Source organism: Candidatus Clavichlamydia salmonicola, assembly GCF_015356765.1.
GTDB classification, from domain to species: Bacteria; Chlamydiota; Chlamydiia; order Chlamydiales; family Chlamydiaceae; genus Clavichlamydia; species Clavichlamydia salmonicola.
Genome location: NZ_WTCQ01000002.1, coordinates 73,251 through 99,166 on the forward strand (window position 1 = coordinate 73,251; position 25,916 = coordinate 99,166).

At 36.1% G+C, this 25,916-nt stretch carries 1 protein-coding gene; it reads right to left on the reverse strand.

Features of this window, described 5'->3' with window-relative positions:
• Positions 1–27: 27 nt before the first annotated feature.
• Positions 28–25,857 carry a hypothetical protein gene (locus tag CLAVI_RS02395; protein ID WP_194844003.1) on the reverse strand — a complete coding sequence of 8,610 codons (25,830 nt, stop codon included), beginning with the start codon at positions 25,855–25,857 and terminating at the stop codon, positions 28–30.
• Between the last annotated feature and the right edge of the window lie 59 nt (positions 25,858–25,916).

The window sequence follows — 25,916 nt, forward strand, 5'->3', positions numbered from 1 at the left end:
CTTATAAATTTTATTTTATATCTCTAATTAGTCCAAAATTATGACACTCCAAGACAAAAACTTCAGTGCTTTATCCACCTTAAATGAGTTAACAATCTGAAAAATAGGTGTATCATCATTAGAAATTAAGAATGACCCACTTAACAAACATGAATTAGATGATGATTCAGTCATTGCAATAATTTTCTTTTTACCAGCTGATAGGTGAACACCCATAATTTCACCTCTAAATCTTTTTTTAAGAGTGACTGCTGAAAATGAAAATTGATACAAAGCATTCTTTAAAAAGATCATATTTTCTCCTTGAGAAGGACTAAAGAAAATATAATTTTTCCATAATCCACTTCCTTGAAGCACCCCTTCCTGATGAGCATTCCACTGAATCGCAGTCTTGGCGCCCCAAGAATAAGCTAATCCAGCAGTAATATGATTAGAAAAGCTGAGATAAGCTTTATAGGCAAGTCCTGTATCAGCATAAGATGTTGTATGCGTCTCTTTTTCTGTTTCTAAAAGCATATCATTATCCAAGAAAGGATCTGTATGCGCTCTTACTTCCATAGCTCTATTTCTAAGCTTATAAATTGAATTTTTGAGAAAATTATTCAACGCCTTCCCTATCTCATTCTTAACAGTTTGCAAATTAGCAGCATCTGTAGATGAAATAGCATTACCTACATTTTGAATAATATTACCAGTCATATTGAGTACACCAATCATATCTCCACCAGCTCTATTTAAATAAAATAGTCTAGCATAGCCTAAACTCAACGCATCACCTGGCACAACAGGACTTTTCAAGCCAGTAATAGCCATTCCACCCATATTAAGAGGCCCCTTCATGGTACCGCCTCTTAAAGACAAAGAAGAAGAAAGACCATTAGTTAGGGTTTGTAAATTCACTGCATCTGTAGCTGATATAGGATTTGCTAATCCCATAATCAACTGCATTCCCATATCAATAGCGCCTTTCATCTTCCCACCAGAAAAAGATAAGTGATTATTTTTAAGATAATGTAGATTGACAGCATCTGTTAATGCTATTGGAGCTGCCAACCCTGATATCATTTTACCCCCCATATTAAGAGGCCCTGTCATAGATCCACCTGAAAATGGCATATATGAAACAAGTATTTGAGCCATCTTTGACTTCATTGTCTTAAGATTAACAGCATCTCCATCAGAAATAGCTGCTGGCAAACCTATAATACTTTTTCCGCCCATATTCAAGGTACCTTGCATTGTTCCTCCCCCTAAAGAAAGAGTAGAACTTTGTAAATAAGCAAGGTTTATAGCATCAGTTTGATTTACAGGATAAGGAAGGCCTGTTAAAGCATGTAGACCCATATGCAAAGATCCCTGCATAATATCTCCATTTTTTTTAACTGATCCCTTTACGCCTGATAATATTGCTAAATGAACTGTTTTTAAATTAACAGCATCATACTCATCTACAGCATTGGCTATATTTTTAATCGCAAAACTTCCCATATTTAAAACACCTAGCATACGACCACCATCTCGATGTAGATAAGAAGAAAAAGAAATATTCATAGCAGAATGTAATGATGCTAGATTCACTGCATCACCAGGTTCTGTAGGATTAGCAAGACCTTTTATAGTACTTTGGAAGCCCATATCTAAGTTACCTTTTACTAGCCCTCCAGCAGAAGGTATTGCATACATTTCAACATAAGACATGTTCGCAGCATCTGAAGGTTTTTTAGGATCGGCCAAACCAGTAATACTCTTACCTGACATATTCAGGGAACCTGTTAATACTCCACCTGCTTTTGATAAATATCCTTTCTGTAGATAACGTAAGTTAACTGCATCTCCTAAATTTTCTGGATTTCCAAGATTGGTTACTCTTGCAACATCATTGAATACTAAATTCCCAACAATCCGACTCGCCTTAACATTACCCCTATAAGATATGTAATGAGTTTTAAGATAATATAATGGAATTGCATCTCTATCTTCTGTTGGATCAGCAAGACCTCTTAAAACGTGCTTATCCATATCAATGATGCCCTTCATCACACCACCATCTAATGATAATAATGCCTGTACATGCTCTGTTAAACATTTTAAATTAACAGCATCTGTAGGCTCTATTGGCATTTCTAAACCAACCACTCTCCATGAACAACCAAAATCCAAATTACCATGTATATGCCCTCCTGAATTATGAAGACATGAAAGTAATGATTTTTGCAAAAACCTTAAATTCACTGCATGAGTCTCTTCTTCTGGATCTCCTAATTCTGTCATCAAATGTCCAGATAAAGAAAGATTTCCTAATAATTTCCCTCCATCTGCTGAAAGACACGTTGACTTCATAAATCCATAAGGAACAGCGTCTTGATTATTTACAGGATTTTTTAACCCTGTGATAGTATTACCTGGAGTCATGATGATATTTCCAGTTACCTTACCACCTGATTTTGGCAACAACGCTAATGTCCCTTGACTAATCATCTTTTTGACAGTAAGAAAATTAACAGCATCTTCATCTAAAGAAGGTTCCCCTAATCCGGATATTTTTTCGCCACTCATGAATAAAGACCCCGTCATAGTACCACCTTTAAAAGAAAGATAATCTTTTAAATGGTGCTCTATAGAAAAATTCATGACCTTGACATTTACCGCATCTGTAAAGCTCTTAGCATCTCCTATTCCTGAAAGAATATGCCCACTTATATTTAAAGGCCCATTAATAACACCACCTGCAATAGGAAGGTAATAATCTTTAATATATCCCAAATTAACAGCATCCAGTCGGTCCTTTGGAGCCACTAAACCTGTTATTGTTTTTCCTGCCATGTTCAATGAACCCTTCATTATTCCACCAGAAATTTGCATGCAATTAATCATTGATGCATAAATGAATGACTTCATTGTTCTTAAATTAACAGCATCTGTTGGCGATAACGCATCTCCTAGGTGAGACATTAGATGCTGATTCATATTTAAATCACCTTCTAAAACTCCTCCTTTTAGTGGAACATAAGTCCCTACTAAAAAGCCTAGTGAGACTGCATCTGTTGGCGCACAAGGAATTGCTAATCCTGTTAAAATTTTCCCCCCCATATTTAGTGAGCCACTCAGAGTCCCACCTGCTAAAGAAAAGTAATGATTAACCAAATAACCAAGATTAACAGGAGACCCTAAATCCTTAGGATCGGGTAATCCAGTAATTCCTGCCTTTCCATTAAAAATCAAATTTCCAGTTAAAAAAGTTCCTTGCGCCATCCCAGTTAAAGGCATATAAGTGGCTAAAGCACTTACCATTGTTCTTAAATTAACGGCATCTCCTTCATTTTGAGGATTATGTAATCCTGTTATGCTATTACCATTCATATGAATAGATCCTAAAAAAGCACCCCCAGCAAGAGAAAGATATCGATTTTGTAAATACCCTAAATTGACTGCATCATCTCTTTTAACTGGCATTCTTAAGCCTTCTAAAGCCTGCCCAGCCAGATTAAGACTACCTAATAAGACTCCTCCTGTTAATGGTAAAAAATGACTCATACCATCTTTAATAGAACGTTTCACAGCTCTTAAATTCATTGCATCTGTTTCTTCTACAGCATCTCCTAAGCCATATATTTTTTTTCCCGACAAATTTAAACTTCCTAATAACGTTCCTCCTGTTAATGGCAAACAGTAAAAATGTATATAAGACAAATTGACAGCATCAGAGGGATTTACTGGATGAGAAAGCCCTGTTAAGATTTTATTTCCCATATTTATATTTCCAGAAAAAGTACCCCCAGAAACAGGAAAACAATTTTTTATAGCTTCAGCTACCTGAGTTTTCACAACACGAAGATTCACTGCATCTGTTGCATTAAGAGGATCTGCCAATCCTGAAATAGTTTTGCCTCCCATATGCAAAACCCCATGCATTTCTCCTCCACCAAAAGACATATATGTTTTTTGGATATAATGAAGATTCACTGCATCTGTTGCACTTGCTGGATCTGCAACATCTTTAATTCTATGTCCTCCAGCACTTAAGGAACCTTTAAGAACACCACCTACAATTGGAAGAAACATAGATAACCGTTCTTGTAAAGAACGCAAGTTTACCACATCTTCAGAAGTAGCTGGATCTGCAACACCCCCTATTCTCTTTCCACTCATCCATAAAGAACCTTTTAAAATACCTCCAGAAACCTGCAAGAAGGCTCTTCTAGCATACCCTAATGGAACAGCATCAGAAACTGTTTTTGGATCTGCTAAACCTGTTAATGGATGATTATCCATGTCCAATATTCCTTGCATAAATCCACCGGTTTTTGAAAGAAAATTGCCCTTAGAAGTACTCAGCATTTTTTTCAAAGAGCGTAGATTAACAGCATCTGCTTCATTATGAGGATCTGCAAGATTGATCATGGCATGATTATTCATATCCACCTCTCCAAGCAAAATCCCTCCTTGAAGAGAAAGAGCATACTGTCTTAGATAATCTAAGTTCACTCCATCTGTGCATTTTATAGGAAGCGCAAGCCCCGTTATTGTCTTTCCTCCCATATTAACATTTCCTGAAAGAGTTCCTCCTTTTAGCGAAAGAACCGTTGCTATATTAGAAGAAATTTCTCGACGCAATGAACGCAAATTAACAGCATCATCAAGAGCAATGGGATCTGGTAATCCACATACAGTGGCTGCAGAACTCATACTAATATTTCCATGCATAATCCCTCCCTTGATCGAAAGAAGAGACTCAGTCACAGCATGTAACTCTGTTTCAAAAAATCCATAAGAAAGAGCATCGCTCTTAGCTTTTGGATTAGCAATACCTTTAACTGTATGCCCATTCATGAAAATATGCCCTTCCATGACAGCACCTTTTATAGATACACAATGCGTTTGCACATAATTCAATGTGACAGCATCTGAAGAGGCCTTCGGAGCCCTTAAACCAGTAACACCTGCCTTTTCATTAAAATGAATATCCCCTGTAATAAGTTGTAATTTATGAGTCCCTAAAGTTGACAAACCATGTGACTTCCAATATCCAAAAGGAACTGCATCTCCATCATCAACAGGGAGAGCTAATCCTCCAATAGTAAAGCCATCCATATTCAGAGAGCCTTTCATTACTCCTCCATCAATAGGCATATATTTTAATAAGAATTTAGCTACTGTCTTAAGATTAACTGCATCATATTTATCCACAGGATCAGCTAATCCTTTGATAGCTTGCAAGCCCATATTAAACGCAGCTTTCATCACACCACCATGAAGAGGAAGATAATGAGTGTCTGCATAAGAAAGACTTATAGCAGCATCTTGAGATAAAGGATCTGAAAGACCTTTTAAAGGTGCTCCTCCCATATCTAATACCCCAGTCATTACACCTCCTTTAGTAGATAAGGTGCATGTTTTTTCCTTCGAAATAAAGGACAATAAGGTCTGTAAATTAACAGCATCAGTAAATTCTACTGGATTACCAAGACCAGTAATAACTGCACTCCCTCCCATGTCAATATTTCCAGAAATTTTTCCGCCATGCACAGATAAATGGTCTTTTAAAGCCTCTTTAAGAGAGCGTAAGTTAACTGCATCTCCATCTTTAGAAGGAGAGCCAAGATTAATAATCATCTGTCTCCCCATATCAATAGAAGATGTCATTATTCCTAGGGTAGTCAATTTAAATGTAGAGAATTGCTGCGTTACAGTTCTCTTAAGCGTTTGTAAATTCACTGCATCTTCTAGATTTACAGGATCTGCCAGACCTTGAATGGCATTACCACTCATTTGAATAATACCTTTAAATATACCTCCTGCCGCTGACATATAATTTTGTAATATTTCTGCTGTTTTCTCCCTTAATACCTTTAAACTAACAGCATCTTTTTCAAAAATAGCGTCACCTAACTCAGAAATATTATTTCCCCCCATATTTATGGGAGAAGCCATTTTACCTCCTTTTAATGCAAGATAATTCTTTTTAAGAAAGGATAAAGGAACAGCTTCTGATGGTTTTACAGGGTCTGATAAACCATAAAAAGAATAGCTATTCATATTCAGAGATCCAACCATTCCTCCTCCTGAAAAAGGAGAATAATTACTCATGGCTTTTACAACTTCTGCACGTAAAGCATTCAAATTTACCGCATCAAATAGATGCTGAGGATCGCCAAGATTTTTAATACGCTCTTGCGCCATATTTAATTCGCCTGAAAGACTTCCTCCAGATAATGATAAGAAAGAAGACTGAACATAATCTAAATTTACAGCATCCCCTGCAGATTGAGGATCTGCTATATCTGTAAGAGAAAATCCTCCCATAGAAACGTTGCCTAAAAGAGCTCCTCCGTTCAAAGATAAAGTTTTGTCTTTTAATCGATTAATATACTCCTGTAGTACTCTTAAATTTACAGCATCTTCTTCGTAAAGAGCATCGCCAAGAGAAATAATTGCATGCCCTTTCATAGATAGCACACCTTCTATCTCCCCTCCTAAAATAGACACCTTTGATGCTAATGCAGTCATCACAGAACGTAAATTAACTGCATCGCAAGGCCTTGATGGATCTTCTAAATCTGTTAACGAAAAACCACCCATAGAGATCGATCCTGACATCTGACCCCCAGAAGATGGTATATAAGAAGAAAGAGCATGCACAATCTGTTGATTGACTGCTTTTACATTAACAGCTGAAAAATCTGTTGTTGGCATTCCAAGATCTGTAATTTCAAAAGAACCCAGACTCATAGAGCCCTTCATCACACCACCTAAAGAACTTAGCGCATAATTTTTCATATAAGATAAATTAACAGCGTCATCTGAATTTACAGGTTCAGCTAATCCTCTTAAAGAATAACCAGAAAGATTTAAATCCCCCTGTATATATCCACCAGATACTTTGACAGATCCTGCTGATAATACTTTTAAATACTGCTGTAATGTTTTTAAATTTACAGCATCTCCAGGCAATGTAGGATTTTTTAATGAAGAAATCTTATTGCCATTCATGTCCAGATCACCAAGCATTTTAGCACCTGAAATCATAACAGCACTATTTTTCATATAGCCAATTGTTACAGCTTCATCATCAGATATAGGCATTGGCAAACCAATAATTCTGCCCCCTGAAGAGCAATCTATCTGCCCCTTAAGCATTCCTCCAGAAGATTTCATATAATTTTCTAATTGATGAGAAACATGCTTCTTCAAGGTCTTCATATTTACACTATCAGCATCATGCTTAGGATCTGCAAGCCCTGAAATACGAGATTTACCCATATCTAAAATTCCTGACATCTGACCGCCTGAAAGAGAAAGGACATTATTTAATTCGGATTTAAGCATGCGGGTAAGAGTATTCAAATTCACTGCATCCATAGCTGTTATAGGATCTGCAAGAAATCCAATGCTATATCCACCCATAGACAAGGAAGCCTTCATTACCCCTCCCTTGACAGAAAGATATCCTTTAAGCGCCTTAGATAAAAATTTTAAAGATATTGCATCACCCTCTTCAATAGCGTCTGCAAGTCCTTTAATATGCTGCTTACCACCAAATGATAGATTACCTTTCATTATCCCTCCGTCTAGAGATAACGATCTAGATAGACATTCTTCTACCACATTTATTAAAGTTTTAAGATTAACTGCATCTCCCGATTCTACTGGATCTATAAGATGAGAAATTTTATAACCTCCCATATTCAAAATACCCCGCATGATTCCACCTGAAAATGAAAGATAGTGGCTTAATGCTTGATTTAATGATGATAAGTTAACTGCATCTCCAGGTAATCTTGGATCAGCTAAATTGATTACTCTTCCAGAAAAACCAAAAGACAGATCGCCTCTTAGTATTCCCCCAGCAAGAGATAACATTGTCTCCTTCTGTTCCTTTATCATATGTCTTAAAGTTCTAAGGTTAACAGCTTCTTTAGGAGAAATAGGATCTCTTATTCCATCAATAGTATGAACTCCTCCCATATCCAAGATACCCTTTATTAACCCTCCAGACTGTGACAATAAGCACGAAGTATGCGCGTGTAAAGTTCGTAAATTTACAACTTCATCAGCAGATATTGGATCAATAATTCCTCTTATGGTGTATTGATTTTTAAAATCAAGAGAGCTATTTAAGATACCTTCTGAACCAATCTTAACTTCAGCTCTTACTTTTTTAATTTCAGATTGCAAAAGAGCCCAAGAAACTGCATCACTACCATCTATAGGATGATGCAATCCAAAAATACGTGCTCCTCCCATGTTCAAATCACCCTTCATAGATGATCCAGAAAGTAAAACGACATTTTCTAAATATTTTTGAACAGTTTTAAAATTTACAGCATCTGTTGCTTTTTGAGGATCTGCTAGACCTGTAAGAGTATGTCCTGACATATTGACATCTGTACATACTCCATTTTCAGAAATCGCTAAGTATCCACTCAAAATAGATTTTAATACCTTCAAAGATATAGCATCTCCTTGATCTTTTGGATCTGCAATATCAACAATACGATGTCCACTCATATTTAATGAAGATAACGCACCCCCATTTGAAAGCTCAAAATAATGATTTTGTAGATAAGAAAATGAAACCGCATCTGCTGGGTCTATTGGATAAGCCAATCCCTTGACTGAAAAGCCATTCATATCAATATTTCCAGATAAAACACCCCCTTTTTTAGCAAAGGCACCTGAAAGTAATCGAAGAGCCTCTTTTCTAAAAAATCTTAAATTCACAGCATCTTGCTCTGCATATGGGTCTGCTATATCTGTTAATGAAAAATCTGATAAACTTAAATTACCTGTTAATTTACCTCCAAAAGAAGAAAGACAACCTAAAAGCGCTTTGTTTAGTGTTTGAAGATTAACAGCATCTCTTAATTCCTCTGGATCATTTAAGCCTTTGATTAGGAATGTATTCTTAAAATCTAAATGCGAAACAATAGTAAAATCTACATTTTCTTTTGTTAAAGAATTTTCTTGATTAACCATTAATTTAAGTGTCTTGAAATTAACTGCATCATATTCATCTATAGGATCTGCAACACCTTTGATACAATGACCTGATAGATCAAGATCTCCCTGTAAACATGCTCCCTGAGAATCCAGCATATTTTCTAACACAGCTGTTAAGTACCCTAAATTTACAGCATCTGCTGCTGATACTGGCATCCCTAACCCTGTTAACTGATATCCTTGCATGGAGAGATTTCCTTGCAATCCTCCCCCTGTGATAGGGAAAAAATCAGACAACCGTGCCTCTAAACGATTTTTCAACATCCTTAAATTAATAGCGTCTCCATCATTAGTAGCATCTGCTATATTTCTAATGGGATTTCCACTCATTTCTAATGAACCTGTGAGGGTGCCACCTACTATTGGTAATAATCGATTGGTAAAAGACTGTAGAATTTCAAAATTAATGGCATCATCTAACTCTATTGGAGAGCTAATTCCTGAAAGTCTAAATCCACCCAGATCTAAATCTCCATTTAATAGCCCACCTGTCAAAGGAAGATAGCCACTTATAGACTGAGATAATCCTTTTAAAAATGTACGTAAGTTAACAGCATCTTGAGGAAGAATAGGATCTGCTATCTCTGATATCATGAAATTATTCATATCAATATTTCCAGAAAGATTGCCCCCTGCTCGTGGAAGATAAAGATTTTTTAATAAATCTGTTTCTTTTCTAAAAGTTCCATAATCTACAGCGTCTGTTGGTGATGATGGGACTTTTAACCCTGTCAAAGAAGACCCACCCATATTAATAACACCAGTGACATTACCCCCACTAATAGGAAGAAAATTATTACACAGATAATCAAAATTCACTGCATCACCAGCAATAACAGGATTAGATAATCCTGTTAAAATATGCCCCCCCATATCCAAAGAACCTTGCATCACCCCTCCTTTATAAGATAACGAGTGCGCTAAGCTTTTAGTAATTTCTTGTGTCATGGTCTGCATATTCACTGCATCACCAGCATTTTGTGGATCTGGAATGTTTACTACAGAAAAACCATTCATATCTAACTGTCCTTTTAAGACACCCCCTGTCAATAAGAAATAGTGTTCTTTAAGATAATGAAGTGGGACTGCGTCATAAAGATTTGATGGAATAGCTAACCCTGTCATACGATATGACCCTACATCAAGATCACCCTTTAATACCCCACCTGTCATAGGCAAATAATCTTTAAGATTCGTAGAAACAAAGGCTTTCATAGTTCGCAGATTAATAGCATCCATCTCCATTACAGGATCAGCTAAATTTTGTAAAAAATGATTCCCTAGGCTTAAATCATTAGTTAATGTACCACCTTCTATAAGCAAGTATTTTTCTGTTAGCGAAAGCAATGTTCCTAAATTTACAGCATCTGATGCATCTAATGGATCTCTTAATCCTGTCACTGTACCATTTCCTGAAAAATCAATACTTCCATATAACAATCCACCTATACGAGATAAGTACGAAGATGTTGTAATGTGCAACATATTTTGCAATGTAGCTAAATTCACAGCATCCTGAGGATCTACAGCTCTACCGACATTCATCAAGCGATGCCCTTCAATATCTTTATCAGCATTAACAGACTGCTGTGTAATAAACTCATGATTCGATGTTTGATTAACTGAGGCCAGAAATTCTGTTAAAGTTCGTAGATTCACTGCATCTGTTGGATTAATTGGATCTCCTAAATTATTAATCTGATTACCCTGCATTTCCAAAGAACCAGATAAAACTCCTCCAGTCAGCAATAAATAATTAGATAAAGAAGAGGCAATCTTTTTTTGCATAGTAATTAAATTTACTGCATCGCTAGGTAACTTTGGAGCTAACAACCCTGTAACAGTATATTGCCCACCAAAATCTATAGATCCTTTTAAGGCCCCACCCATTACTGGAAGATAATCAGCAAATAAACGATCTGTAAATGATTTTAAAGATTTTAAGTTTACAGCATCACGATCTTCTGTAGGATCAGCAAGATCTTTAATTTTTCTTTGCCCCATAAAAAGATGTCCAAACAAAGTACCACCATCTTTAGAAAGATACTCTTTGCGTAAAAAAGAAAATGGCACAGCATCTGAATCATTTATTGGCTCTGCAATACCTTTAAGAGTATATCCTTGCATATCAATAGCCCCAGATAATACTGCACCAGTTAGAGGTAAATACCCATCCATTATCTTTGTAATAGTTGATGTTACTGTTCCAAGGGTAGCTGCATCAGATAATGCCTTAGGCTCAGCTAAAGAAGAAATTTTATTCCCTCCCATATCCAATGATCCAAAAAGAACACCTCCTTTTTGTGGAAAAGCATATTGATGAACAAATTCCATATTAACTGCATCTGATCGCCCTAATGGTGCAGATAAACCTGTAATAATATGATTAGTTAAATCTAAATTGCCTAAAAGAGCTCCTCCTAATGAAGATAATTTTTTGTTTTCTAGCAAAGCATGATAAGAATCAAGAGTTCCTAAATTAACTACATCATCAGGATTTTTAGGATTAGCAAGCCCTGTCGCTCTGTTACCACCAAAGTCTATAACTCCATTCATAACTCCACCAGATAAAAGCATCACTTCAGAAAGTTGATCATAGACCATCTCTCTGACAGTTCTTAAATTTACTGCATCTGCAACATTGACTGGATCTGCAAGTCCTGTAAGAATTTGCCCTCCCATATTCAAGGATCCACGCATAACACCACCTAAAGATGTCATCATATTTGCTGTAACAGCATTAAAGGTGCGTAAATTAACTGCATCTCCTTCATTCTGAGGATTACTTAAATCTGTTACAGTATAACCATTCCCAAAACTAATTGATCCCTTCATTGTAGTCCCTTTCACAGAAACACAATCAACTATTACATTCTTAATTTCATTTTTTAAAGCTGCTAAGTTCACGGCATCTGTTAATTCTATTGGATAAGCAAGATGAGATACCTTATACCCCCCCAAATCTAAATTGCCTTTCATGACATCGCCATCAAGACTTAAAAAATTTTGAAGAGCAGAAGTAAAAAATCCAAGATTAATAGCATCACCAGCTGTTATTGGATTTGCTAATTCACAGATTCTGTAAGCATGGCCCATATTTAAATTTCCAGAAAGAACCGCTCCACTTGCAGATATATAAGATGATTGACTTTCTGCAAGCATTTGCCTAACTGTTTTTAGGTTCACTGCATCAAAATCATCCATAGGATTCCCTAAAGAAAGAATCTTATGACCTCCTAAATTTAAATCTCTTGTCACAGCATTCTGATGCAAAGAAAAATAATTAGCTTGTAAGTATGATAAAGTCACTGCATCACCAGGAGAAACTGGTTCTCCTAAATTTGTAATACCATAACCACCCATCTGTAAAGAACCTGATAAAGTGCCACCTGAAATACTTAAAGAAAATCTTCTCATTTCTTGATTGTACTCCATCATGGTTCGCTTATTAACAGCATCATCTTCATTAACAGCATCTGCTAAATTTTTTATGCGATAAGAAGAAAGATCTAAATCTCCCTCTAATACAGCTAATTTTCTTGATAAGCACCCAGCTATAGCTCTTTGTAGCGTAGAGTAATTTATTACATCACTATCATGAACAGGATCTGCAACTCCTGTAATAAGCCCTTCTCCTTTAAGAGTTAATACACCACTTAAAATACCTCCATCTGTTAAAATATTTTTTAAAGAGCTTTTTTCTATTTCAGCCAATAAAACTTCTAAATTAACAGCATCTGTAAGACAAACAGGCCTAGCAACATCAGTAATTCTATGCCCTGAAAGAGATAATACCCCAGAAAGAACACCTCCTGACAAAGGCAACATTTTTCTTTTGACAAAAGAAACTGTTGCAGCTTCATTATCACCTATTGGATCAGCAAGATCTAAAATACGATTACCTCCCATAGAAAGATTCTCTTTCATAGAATCACCTGCTTTAGCAATAAATAACTCTTTTAAAGATCCAATTGCTTGATTTAAAGAAGCTAAATTCACTGCATCTCTAGATTGCGTAGGATCTGCAAGATTATGAATTGCGTGTTGCTGCATATCTAAATCCCCACTAAATTCACCCCCAGCACGAGAGATAAAATGAGATAGTTTCTCTGTTAATACACGAAGATTAACAGCATCTTGAGGATCTTTGGCATCAGCTACACCCTTTATAATATTATTACACATATCTAATAGGCCTTCCATAGAAGCACCATAGCGGGATAGACAATCTACATTAACATTCTCTATTAAGACACGCAACGTACGCAAATTAACAACATCTTGATCATCTTGGGGGTCACAGACTCCCTTTAAGGCATGATTACCCATAAGAAGATCCCCTGTTAGAACCCCTCCTTGAGAAGATAATAAGCCCATAATTGATTGTAGTAATGTTTGATAGTTGACTGCATCTCCAAGATGAATAGGATCTGGTAAATCTAAAATTCGATACTCATTCCCTAAACTAAGATTCCCTTTTAAAGATCCTCCTGAAATAGAAAGCTTTTGTGAAAATGCATCATTAATTTCAAATTGCAATGTTCTAAGATTGACTACATCATTGGGATATGATGGATCTGCAACACCACCAATAACAGAACCATTTAAGTTCAATCCCCCTTCTAATTTTCCCCCTTGTAAAGATAAAAAATGCTTCCTCAAATAACCTAATGGCACAGCATCATCTAAGCTTTCTGGATAAGTCAGTCCTGTTAATTCATATCCTTGTACATCTAGTCTACCTAATAATGCCCCTCCTACAATTGGAAGATAACGTTCCATCGCTAAATTAATTTGTGTATTAACAGTTCTTAAATTAACTGCATCAAAAGAATTTTTTGGATCAGCAATATTAGATATTAAACCTCCCTGCATCTCTAAAGAGCCATTTATAGCCCCACCCTGTACACTAATAAAATGATCAGTTAAATAACCAAGAGTCACTGCATCTCCAGAATGCGTAGGATCTGCTAAATTAACGAGAGCATTTTCTCCCATGTCCAATGTATTGGACATTCTTCCACCAGATAATTTTAGATAAGCAGATGATTGAAGATCTAACACCTTCAATAATGTACGAAAATTAACTACTTCATCATCCTGTAATGCATCTGCAACACCCAACAAATGATAACCATTCATTTGTATATTTCCCTCAAAACTAGATCCTGTCAAAGAAACAAAATTATCTTTGAGGTATTTAAATGGAACAGCATCATAATCTTCTATAGGCATCGCCAACCCTGTAACAGTGCCTCCTTGAGAAAAGTCAAATGAACCTGTTATTGCACCACCTGCAATAGTTAAGTAATTTTTATTTAATGCATCTAACCGCGATTCTAATGTTCTTAAGTTAACTGCATCCTCACCCATTATTGGATTTTTTAAATCTTTAATGGCAAAGCCACTCAAAGAGAGATCACAAGACAATGGTTTACATTCTGATAAAGAAAGGTAATGTTGCTTTAAATACTGTAAAGAAACTGCTTCATTACCATTCTTAGGATCTGCAAGACCTTTTAATGCAAACCCATCCATATGAATATCTCCTAACAACATCCCTCCAGTCAATGGAAGAAGATTTTGCATCTGACAAGATAGCACTTCTTTAAGAGTTCTTAAATTAACTGCATCAAGATCTACAGAAGGATCTGACAACTGTGTAATTCTATTATAAGAAAGACTAAGATCTCCTTTTAAGGCACCACCACCTGTAGGTAAACATCCTTCTATTTTAGATATTAATGTTCGTAAATTAACTGCATCATCAGCATTAACAGGGTCAACAATCCCTGTAATAAGATTTCCTACCATGTCTAATGTTCCAGAAAGAGATCCTCCAGTGAGAGAAAGTAAAAGATTTTTTGTTTTTTTTAGCTCTCTAACTAAAACTCTCAAAGTAACAGCATCATCATCATAAATAGGATCAGCCACTTGTGCAATGACTCGCTTGCCCATATCCCATACATCATTCTTTAGTTCAAGATACCTACCATTTAAATAACCTAAAGTAACTGGCTCTGAAGAATGTATTGGATCTAGAAGACCATGAATTGAATAACCATTCACATCTAAGTCTTGACTTAAGGCATCTAAGACAAGAGGCTCAGGATCTGCATGGCTCATAGAAACAAGAGCCAAACCCGCTTGTAAAGTTCTTAAATTAACTGCATCCCCTGCAGCCTCAGGATTAGCTACATCAGCAATAAGATGTCCACTCATGCTTAGATCACCTTGTAGAGCACCTCCTTGAATCAAAAGATATTCATTCATAGGTTTATTGACATATGCTAATAATGTTTCATAATTGACTGCATCGGTCATCTCTTTTGGGTTAGCTAAATTCTTAATCTGGTAGCCTGCTAAATCAAGATTTTCTTTAGATAGTGGAGACATTAGTGGCATGTAATGTCTTTCTATATACCTTTTTGTGACAGGATCCTTTGGATCTATGGGGTCCCTTAAACCCTTTAAGGAATAATCATTCATATCCAAAGAACCTGCTAAAACTCCCCCTTTAAAAGGAATAAAATCCTGCATCGATTGTTCTGTATAATTTTTTAAATAAATTAGATTAACTGCATCATTTTCTTCTTTGGGGGAGGCTAGCTCATGAATGGAAAACCCTTTCATGATTAGATCTCCACTCAAGGCTCCTCCTGATTGAGGCATTAACCCTTCTAATGTTTTTGTTAATGTCTCTAGAGTCACTGCATCTGTGGGATTAGTAGGAGAAAGAAGACCAGTAACAGTGCCATAACCACTAAAATTTAAAGAACTGTAAACAAACCCACCAGTATTAGGAATGCAATCAATAACAGCATCGTCCATTAATTTTCTTACTGTAATCAAGTTAACAACATCATAATCATCTTTTGCTGTTCCTACATTCACAATTGGACTACCAGAAAGATTTAATGGTCCAGTAAGCACCCCACCAGAAAATGGAAGAAAAGATGATTGCGCATAACCGAGAGTAAGAGCATCATTTTGAGCAATTGGATCAGCTAACCCGCTAAGAATTGTTCCTCCTGCATCTAGTGCTCCTTGTAAAGTCCCTCCTCCTAATAAATTTAAAGAACTAACAGAAGCTGCAATAGCTGCATTTAAAGATCGAAGATTAACAGCATCTCCTTCAGCTACAGGATCTCCTAAAAAGATAATAGCATGTCCTTGAGCATCTAAACTGTCTTGTAAAATGGCGCCTTTTATAGGTAGGAAGTTTTCTGCAACAAAACTTAGCGGCACTGCATCTGATGGATCTTTAGGATCAGATAAACCTGTAAAAGGATGCCCTGACATATTGATAAAACCTTCAATTGTTCCTCCTTTTATAGTTAAAAAATTTCCTGAAAACTCTTCAAAAACATCAATGATTGTCTGTAAATTTGCTGCATCATTTGGTCCTACTGGATTTCCTATATTTGTGATCAGATGCATACTCATATCTAATGACCCCTGTAAAAAACCACCTAACAAAGGAATATAGTTCCTTTGAAGATATCCTAAGCTCACCGCATCAGTTAATGAAACAGCTAAAGGTAATCCTGTTATTGAATATGACGCCATATTAATAGGCCCAGTTAAGGTGCCTCCTTGTTTCAGTAAACAATCCCTTAACCGTAATGAACAATGTTCTTCTACAGCTCTTAGATTAGCAGCATCATCTGGTAATTTGGGATTTCCTACTTGGGTAATGCGAAATTCTCCAGCTGAAAGATCACTTGCTAATTGTGCTCCATACTTAGGAAGGTACTCTCTTTTAAGATAAGCCAAAGGAACAGGCTGATCATCGAATAGTGGATCTTCCAATCCACTGATAATGAATCTGCCTAAAGAATCTAAAGGAAGATTATTCAGAGGAAGTTTCGCAAGGACATCTTCAAATGTACGTAAGTTAACAGCATCTTGCGCATCAATAGGATCCTTGAGACCACTAATTGCATGCCCTCCCATATCAATATCGCCTTCCATATTAACTCCTTTTAAAGAAGCCACAGTAGATAAGAGATCAATAAGACGTTCATCAAGACTTCTTAAGTTAACAGCGTCCATATCTTTTATTGGATCTGCTAAATCATGAATAGGATAACCAGACATTTTTAATGCCCCCTGCATAGCAGAGCTTCCCTCTAAGGATAAATAGGAAGATTTTAAAAACGCTAGGTTCACAGCATCTTCTAAATCCACTGGCGATGCTAGATCAGTAATGCGATAAAGCCCCATTTTCATATTCGCGCGCATCGTACCACCTGCTAAAGGCATATAGGCTGCTGCAACAGCAACTATTTGCTTTCTAACCATTCCAACACTTGCGACATCTTGCTCGTCTACTCCTTCGCCTATACCAATAATATGATAGCCAGCCATATTTAAATTGCCCTTCAAAGTACCTCCATGAACAGAAAGCATCTGAGAAATTTTATTATTAAGCGTTTTTAAGTTTACAGCTTCATGATCATAAAGAGGATCTCTTAAGCCAGTAACGATAGATCCTTGTTCAAGGTGCAAGGAACCTTTAAGTTCTGCATCTCCATGAATATTTAAATACCCCTTTAATTCATCATCTAAAGTACGTTTAAGAGTTCTTAAATTGACTGCTTGATCATCAGCCACAGCATCTCCTACATGAGACAAATTATGACCCGACAAGTCTAAAGAACCTTCTAAAATACCACCAGAAATAGATAAAGCTTTTTTATTAAAATAATTTAAAGTAACAGGTTCTCCTTGATTTTTAGGATCTTGCAAACCTGTTATTGAATAAGAATCCATATCAATATTGCCTTCCATGGCACCACCAGAAACATGGATAAATGTCGTAGCCCAGGTGGCTAAAGAGGCTTTTAAAGAAAGTAAATTAACTGCATCATAATCTTTTATGGGCATATTTAACCCTGAGATAGTGTGCCCACTCATCTCTAAATCACCACTCAAAACTCCACCAGATAATGATAAAAACGAATGATTTCCATAAGCTAAAGTAAGAGCATCTGTATCACCTTGGGGATCTTTCAAACCTGTTAAAAGATTATTGCCCATATTTAAGGATCCATTCATTAATCCTCCTGATAAAGGCAAAAACTCTTTACTGCTATTTTTCAAACGATTTTCAAAAAATCTTACAGTGACAACATCTCCTGGCCTTATAGGATCTCCTGTATTTTCTATACGAGATCCTCCCATAGACAGAATACCACTTAAAATTCCTCCTGAAACAGATAAGTAACGCGTTCTAAGATAAGATAGTGGAACAGCATCTTGATCATTGATTGGCATGCCTAGATCTTTTATTGGACGATTATTAACAGAAAGTCCTCCTGTAATACATCCTCCTGATATTGGAAGGTAAGAAGAAAGAGCACTCGCCACTCCTTCCTTAAAGGTAGAAAAATTAACAACATCTTGATCTTCTACTGGAGCAGCCACACCAGAAATAACATGACCAGCCATCATTAGTCTTCCTTGTAGCTCACCTCCTTTTATAGAAAGATAAGAACTACCTGCTAAAGAAATTTGCTCTTGTAAAGTTGATAAATTAACAGCGTCAGATGGCTCTTTTGGATCCCCTAAATTATTTATAGGGAAACCTGAAAGAGCTAAAGAGCCTAAAAGAGCTCCCCCTGAAATCATTAGGGTGGCTCTTTGTAGATAAGAAAGAGTTACAGGCTCAGAAGCCTCTATTGGATCAGGAAGATTAATAATCTGATTACCATTAAGAGAAAGCACTCCTGTTATTTCTCCTCCTGTTAATGAGAGATATGATGATGCAGCTCTTGCTGACTGGAATCGCAATGTACGTAGATTTACTACATCTGTCTCATCCTCTGGATCTCCCACTGAATGAATTTTTTTTCCTCCCATACTTAAGGGGCCATAAAGAGCGCCACCTGAGAGAGACAGTAATTGAGAAGCTACACCCTTAAGCGTTCTTAAATTAACAACATCTGCTAAAGCTATAGGATCTTTTACTCCTGTAAGAATATAAGATCCTCCCATATCAATATTACCTAAAAGAACACCTCCAGATATCGATAATTTTTTACGAACCTGATCTTGAATACGTGCATTTAAAGTCTGTAAATTTACTGCATCACCATTAGAAATAGGATCTGTTACATTGGAAATTCTATGCATATTCATATCCAAGATTCCTTTTAAAACTCCACCTGTAATCGATAAAAATCCATCCTCGACAAAAGCTAAGTTAACTGCATCACTAGATGCTAGAGGAGTAGAAATACCCGTTAAAGAATAACCCTGCATATTTAATGTTCCACCTAATGTTCCTCCAGAAAGTGGCAATAATTCTTTAGTAACTTCATCTAATCGGACTTCTAATGTCCGTAGATTCACAGCATCCTCAGGTCCTTTAGGATCACCTAATCGCTGGATAAGCTTTCCACTCATAAATAAAGAGCCTACAAGAAGTCCTCCTCCTAGTTGTAAATAACGACTTTTAATATAACTAAGATTAACAGCTTCATCATCCTTTTTAGGAGAAGCAAGTCCTCCAATAGAATAACCTGACATATCCAAATAACCCTTTAATACACCACCCTTTAAAGATAATCCTGGATCTATGGATCTTATTTCTTTTCTTAAAACTCTTAAATTTACTGCATCTGTATCATCTGTTGCATCTGCTAAGTTGCCAATTTTATTATCACTCATTCCCAAAGAACCCACTAAAGTCCCCCCAACAAGTGGTAATAATTGCGTGATTTTCTGTGAAATAAAAAGATCTAAAAATTGTAATGTTACAGCATCATGATCCCCTACTGGATCTGCCATATTAGTAATACTATTCTGATTTAAATTAAGACTGCCAAGTAAAGAACCACCTTTATAAGAAAGGTAATTTTTCTTTAAATACCTTAAGTTTACTACATCTTGATCAGATAATGGTTCAATAACCCCAGTTAAAATATTCCCTGCCATATTAAGAAGGCCCTGCATCGCTCCTCCATAAACAGACAACGAATTAGGGACAAAACCTAATAATGAACGATTTAAGGTCCTTAAATTTACAGCATCTGCATCATTTACAGGATCTGAAACTCCCTTAATAAGATTATCTGTAAGATCTATAAAACCTTTTAATATACCTCCTGTTAATGGAAGAAAAGTCATAGCAACATAAGATAAGTTAACTGCATGATCATTTTCTATTGGTAAAGCTAGTCCACTAATAGGCATTCCACTCATTTCAAGAGGTCCTGTTAAGGTTCCTCCTTTAAAGGGGAGTAATTCTCTCGTTAATGAAGTCACATAATTTTTCATTGTGATATTACTCACAGCATCACTATCTTTTTCTGCCATTCTTAATCCAGTAATAGCAAAACCTTTCATCATTAAAGGTCCTTGAAGGACGCCTCCTTTAATAGATAGATAATTATCACTTAGATAACCAAGAGAAACTGCATCCTCATCTTTAATAGGCGCCTGAAGACCTCTAAGAAGGTTGTTATTAAGATTCAGATCCCCTTTTAAAACCCCTCCATTTAATGACAAATAATCACCATCATGTTGATTAATTAATTTTTGTACTGTTCCAAAATTAACGGCATCACTGTCATGCATTGGATTTTTTAGATTAGTAATACTTGAACCAGACATATCTAAATTACCGAATAATGTACCACCATTAGTAGGCAGGTAATGTATTAACGCATCCTTAAATGTCTCTTTTAAGGTCCCTAAATTGACTGCTTCATCATCTAATTTGGGTGCATTTAATCCTTTTAAAGATCCCTGAAAACCAAAATCAATAGCACCGGTAACAAATCCTCCACTTAACTCTAGATAGTTTTTTAAACTTTCTTGCATGATTCGTTGTAATGTTTGAAGATTGACTGCATCTGGCCCATTTATAGGATTACCTAAAGAAGTAATGCGACAAAAACTCATATTCAAACTTTCGTTCATAATAATAGAAGGAGGTAAAGAAGGATTATCAGAATTATCACTTAAAGTCATAGCCCCAATGCGAGCCTCAAGAGTCTTTAAATTAACAGCATCTGTATCTAAAACTGGATCAGGGATACCTGTCAAAATCTGTCCTGACATGTCTATTTTACCCAACATAGTACCGCCTGTTAATAGCAGTACTTTATTTGAAAAAAGATTCATGACATGATGTAATGTCTGTAAATTGACAGCATCTTTAGGTTTTTTAGGATTTTGTAGATTAGAAATTACAAAAGAGCCCATATCAAGAAAGCCACTTAACTTACCTCCAGAAATAGATAAAGTATTATCTTTAAGATTCTTAATAGCAGTACTCATAACCTTTAAATTAACTGCATCTGCATCTCTTTTAGGATCAGCAATATTTTGAACAAAATACCCACCCAAATCTATTGATCCCGAAATACTTCCCCCTGAAAGAGGTAAAAATCCTTGCATCAAGTATCCAAGAGAAACTGCATCTTGTGAATCTTGTGGATCTCCCAATCCAACAATAGAATTTCCTGACATATCCAAAGAACCCGTTAACATACCTCCTGACAAAGACAATGTCGTGGATAAGCCCAAAGAAAGCTCTCTTGTAAGGGTATTTAAATTAACTGCATCTGTGATATCAATAGGATCTGATAATTGAGTAATGCGTTGACTTCCCATATCTAAAGAACCTGTAAGGGTTCCTCCAGAAGTAAGCAGAACATTATTTTGCAAATATCCTAAATTAACTGCCTGATCTAATGTTGTAGGATCATTAATCCCTGATAAAGAAAATCCTGCTAAAGAAAGCCCTCCTTGTAAAATCCCTCCAGTGATAGGCAGCAGATCTTTGTAAGCTTTAGAAATAATATTATCAATGTAAGATAAATTAACTGCATCGCCAGCTTCCCATGGCGTATTAACATTCCTAATTTGCTGACCTCCCATATCCAAGCTTCCCTTCATTTTTCCTCCAGACAATGAAAGTACCTGGCCTAAAACAGTATTAATAAAAGCATCAAGAGTTTTTAGGTTAATAGCATCCTCTAATTCGATAGGATCACCAACAGATGTCACTCTCATACTACCAAGATTAAGATCTCCCTTTAAAACCCCACCTGCTAAAGGAAGATAACTTTGCTTAAGATAAAGTAATGAAACTGCGTCTAAATCTGATAAAGGAAAACTAAGCCCTGTCACTACGTGATTATTCATATCTAATGAACCTGACAAGGTTCCACCTTTAAGAGACAGATAAAGAGACAGAATCTTTTGAAATTGCATCTTCATGCAAGATAAACTCACTGCATCATGATCTTCAACAGCATCCCCAAGATTATTAATAGATTGGCCACTCATAGAAAGTGATCCTTGAAGAACTCCTCCTGAATTCATTAATACTGATTTTTTTAAAAAGCCTAAAGTAACTGCATCTGTTATATCTATCGGTGATGCTAATCCTGAAATACTCGAACCATTCATATCTAATGAACCATAAAGACTTCCACCTGAAGTGGAAAGATAAGAAGCCAAGATAAATCTAATCTCGGTTTTCATAGTTCTTACATTCACCGCATCTTCTTCTGCTATAGGATCTCCCAGATTAGTAATTTTCTTTTTTCCCATAGAAAGTGGCCCAATCATAGTTTGAGCGCCATTTAAAGAAAGAAAATTGGTTTGAAGATAACTTAAATTCACCACATCAAAAGCAGAAACTGGATCCCTTACATTATTAATAGGATGCATGCCCATATCTAAAACACCAAGCATCGTACTGCCAGATAAAGGTAAATAATTAATCAGCTGCTCTACTATACTGTGCTTCATGAAGCCTAGATTCACTGCTTCATCATCACTTTCTGCATCTGAAAGATCTTTAATTTTTTGGCCTCCCATAAAAAGATCCCCAGATAAAACCCCTCCTGCAATACTCAAATAACCCTGCAATCTAGATTCTAATATATTTTGTAAAGCATGTAAGCTAATTGCATCTTGTTGTTCTATTGGATCTTCTAGATCTGTAATGCGATAGTTACCCATACGTAACATACCTTTCATTACTCCACCGCTATAGTTGAGGTAATTATTTTCTAAAAATCCGTATGCAACAGCATCAGCAGCAAACTCAGGGTCTGCTAAATCTGAAATTCCATGGCCCCCCATTTTAATAGATGATTGCATTTCATTATTACCAGCCAGATCTAAATAATTTAGAAGAGTTGATGCTGTTTCCTGTCTCATGGCATTTAAATTAACTACATCATCACCTAAAATAGGCATTCCCAGATTTGATATTCTAGAACCACTCATATTTAAAGGACCATAAAGAACACCTCCTGACAAAGAAAGGAGTCTAGAACTTGCTTGATGTATTTTTTCTTTAAGAATTTTTAAATTAACTGCATCACTATCAAACTCTGCATCTGCTACTCCTTGAATAGTAAATCCAGAAAGATCTAAGTCTCCTGATAAACTGCCTCCCACTAATGGTAACGCAAAAGATTTAAGAAATAGATGAGAGACTGCATCACTATCTGTTTTAGGAAATGCAACCCCTGTTATCTGATGATCTGTCATATTTAAAATACCTGAGATCTCTCCTCCTTTTAATGGAAGATAGTCAGATACAGTGCTTACTACAATCTGGGAAAGTGTTCTTAAATTAACAACATCTTCATCAAATATTGGATCAGGTACTCCTGTTAAACGCTGCTCTCCCATATCAATAAGACCTGAAAGAGTTCCTCCTGTTAAGGAAAGAAAATTATTCTTAATATAACCCAAAGAGACTGCATCCGCTGGCTCTTCTGGATCCCCTAGCCCTGTTACTAAAGAGCCCATCATATTAAGCTCTCCAGTAAGATGACCTCCACTAAGTGGTAGATAATCATCTAAAGCATCTATTGAAAATGTTTTTAAAAATCTTAAATTAATCGCATCACAATCTTCTATAGGATCAGCTAGATCATGCAAGGAATATCCTCCCATGCTAAAATCATTTTGCATAGTGACATTGCCTAATAATGAAAGATAATTTTCTTGAAGAAATCCTAATGATACTGCGTCTGATATATGAAAAGGGAAAGCCAATCCAGTAACGATAGCCCCCCCCATAGACAATGGCCCTTTTAAAGCCCCCCCTGATAAGGGCAAGTAATCAGCCGCTATAGCAGCTGCAACCCTTTTTAAGGTATTTAAATTTACGCCATCTTTACCATAAACAGGATCTGAAAGATTTGAAATACTATTTCCTCCAAGATCTAGTTCTCCATGTAACATGCCTCCAGCAAGAGATAAATAATGCATTCGCACATAAGAAAGATTAACTGCATCTTCTTCATTCCGTGGAGCTGCTAATTTAGTAATAGAATAATGTCCAAAATCAACAGAACCTGACATTACACCACCCATTAGAGGCAAGTAATGAGCTACAGTATTTTCTAAGATATTATTCAAAGAAATTAAGTTGACTGCATCATATTTGGCTATAGGATTTGCTAAATTTTTTAATGAATAGAAATTCATATTAAGATCACTGGCTAATGATCCACCAGAAACCGACAAATAATTTTTTTGCAAATAAGCTAATGGAACAGCATCTTCTGAATGTATAGGCTTACCTAATCCAGATAAAACAAATCCACCACAGCTTACAGGACCTACAAGCGCTCCTCCAGTCAAAGGAAGATAATTTTGAAGAGCTAGGCTTAAACGAATTTTTAAAGCCCTTAAATTGACTGCATCTGTTCCTGTAACAGGGTCTCCTAAATTGTGAATGATGTGGTTACCAATATTAAAATCACCTTCCATAATGGATGTTCCATCTAAAGTGAAATAATGTTTCTGTAAAAACTCAAGATTTACTGCATCAGAAATATTAACTGGCTTTAGTAATCCAGTTAACCCTTGGCTTCCCATATCCAAAACACCCTGCATCAAGCCTCCACTTAAAAACAAAACCTTTTCTTTTAACTGTTCTAAGAACTTGTCTAATGTATTTAAGTTAACTGCATGAAAAGGATCCATTGGATCTGGAAGACCTGTAATAAACGCTCCACTTAATCCTAAATTTCCAGTTAATGTTCCACCTGACAAAGGAAGATAATGCTCCTCCAGACCTATTATTATTTTTTTTAAGCTTCTTAAATTGACTGCATCAGTCTCACTTACAGCATCAGCAAGACTTGTAATAGAAGACGAGCCCATGTTGATAGGGCCTGACATTTTCCCACCTGATTTCACTAATGCTTCAGAAGTAAAATAAGATAAAGGAATGGCATCTGATGATTTTTTAGGAGTTGGCAGTCCTGTTAAAGGAAAGCTTGCCATATCTAAAATACCACCAAAAAAACCACCACTTAATGGAAGATAAGAACTTAATGCTGCCATCAACTCTTTACGAACAAATCCTAGTGTAGCCGCATCTGTAGTCCAAGTAGGATCTGGTAAACCTGTTAAAACATGGCCAGCAAAATCAACCTTTCCCTTTAATTTTCCTCCGCCTAAATTTAAATAATTTTTCTTTAAAAAACTAAATGGAACTGCATCCCCATCTGCTTCTGGAATAGGCAAAGAAATAATCTTTTGCCCTGCCATATCGATGACCCCTTCCATTTTACCACCAGCAATATGTAAAAGCTTAGATTCTGCTAACTCTAATTGTAATTGTAGTGAACGTAAATTAACAGCATCAGCTGGATCTTTAGGATCTGCTAAGTGCTTGATATTCAGGCCTAACATGTTTAAAGTTCTATTCAGAATACAATCTGTAGCTGTAAATTCAAAAGTTACACCTGCTCCTGAATTTTTATTGTTTGGGCCTTGGTCTGTTACGACATTTCCTGCAATAGGGTGAAAGTATGTATTATTTTTTATCTTGCTTTCATTATTTTTTGACTCATTGTTTTTATTCATTCTGGCCTCTTCCATTAGTATTATGTAGCAGGAACTTACATGATGAAAATTCTTTTCCT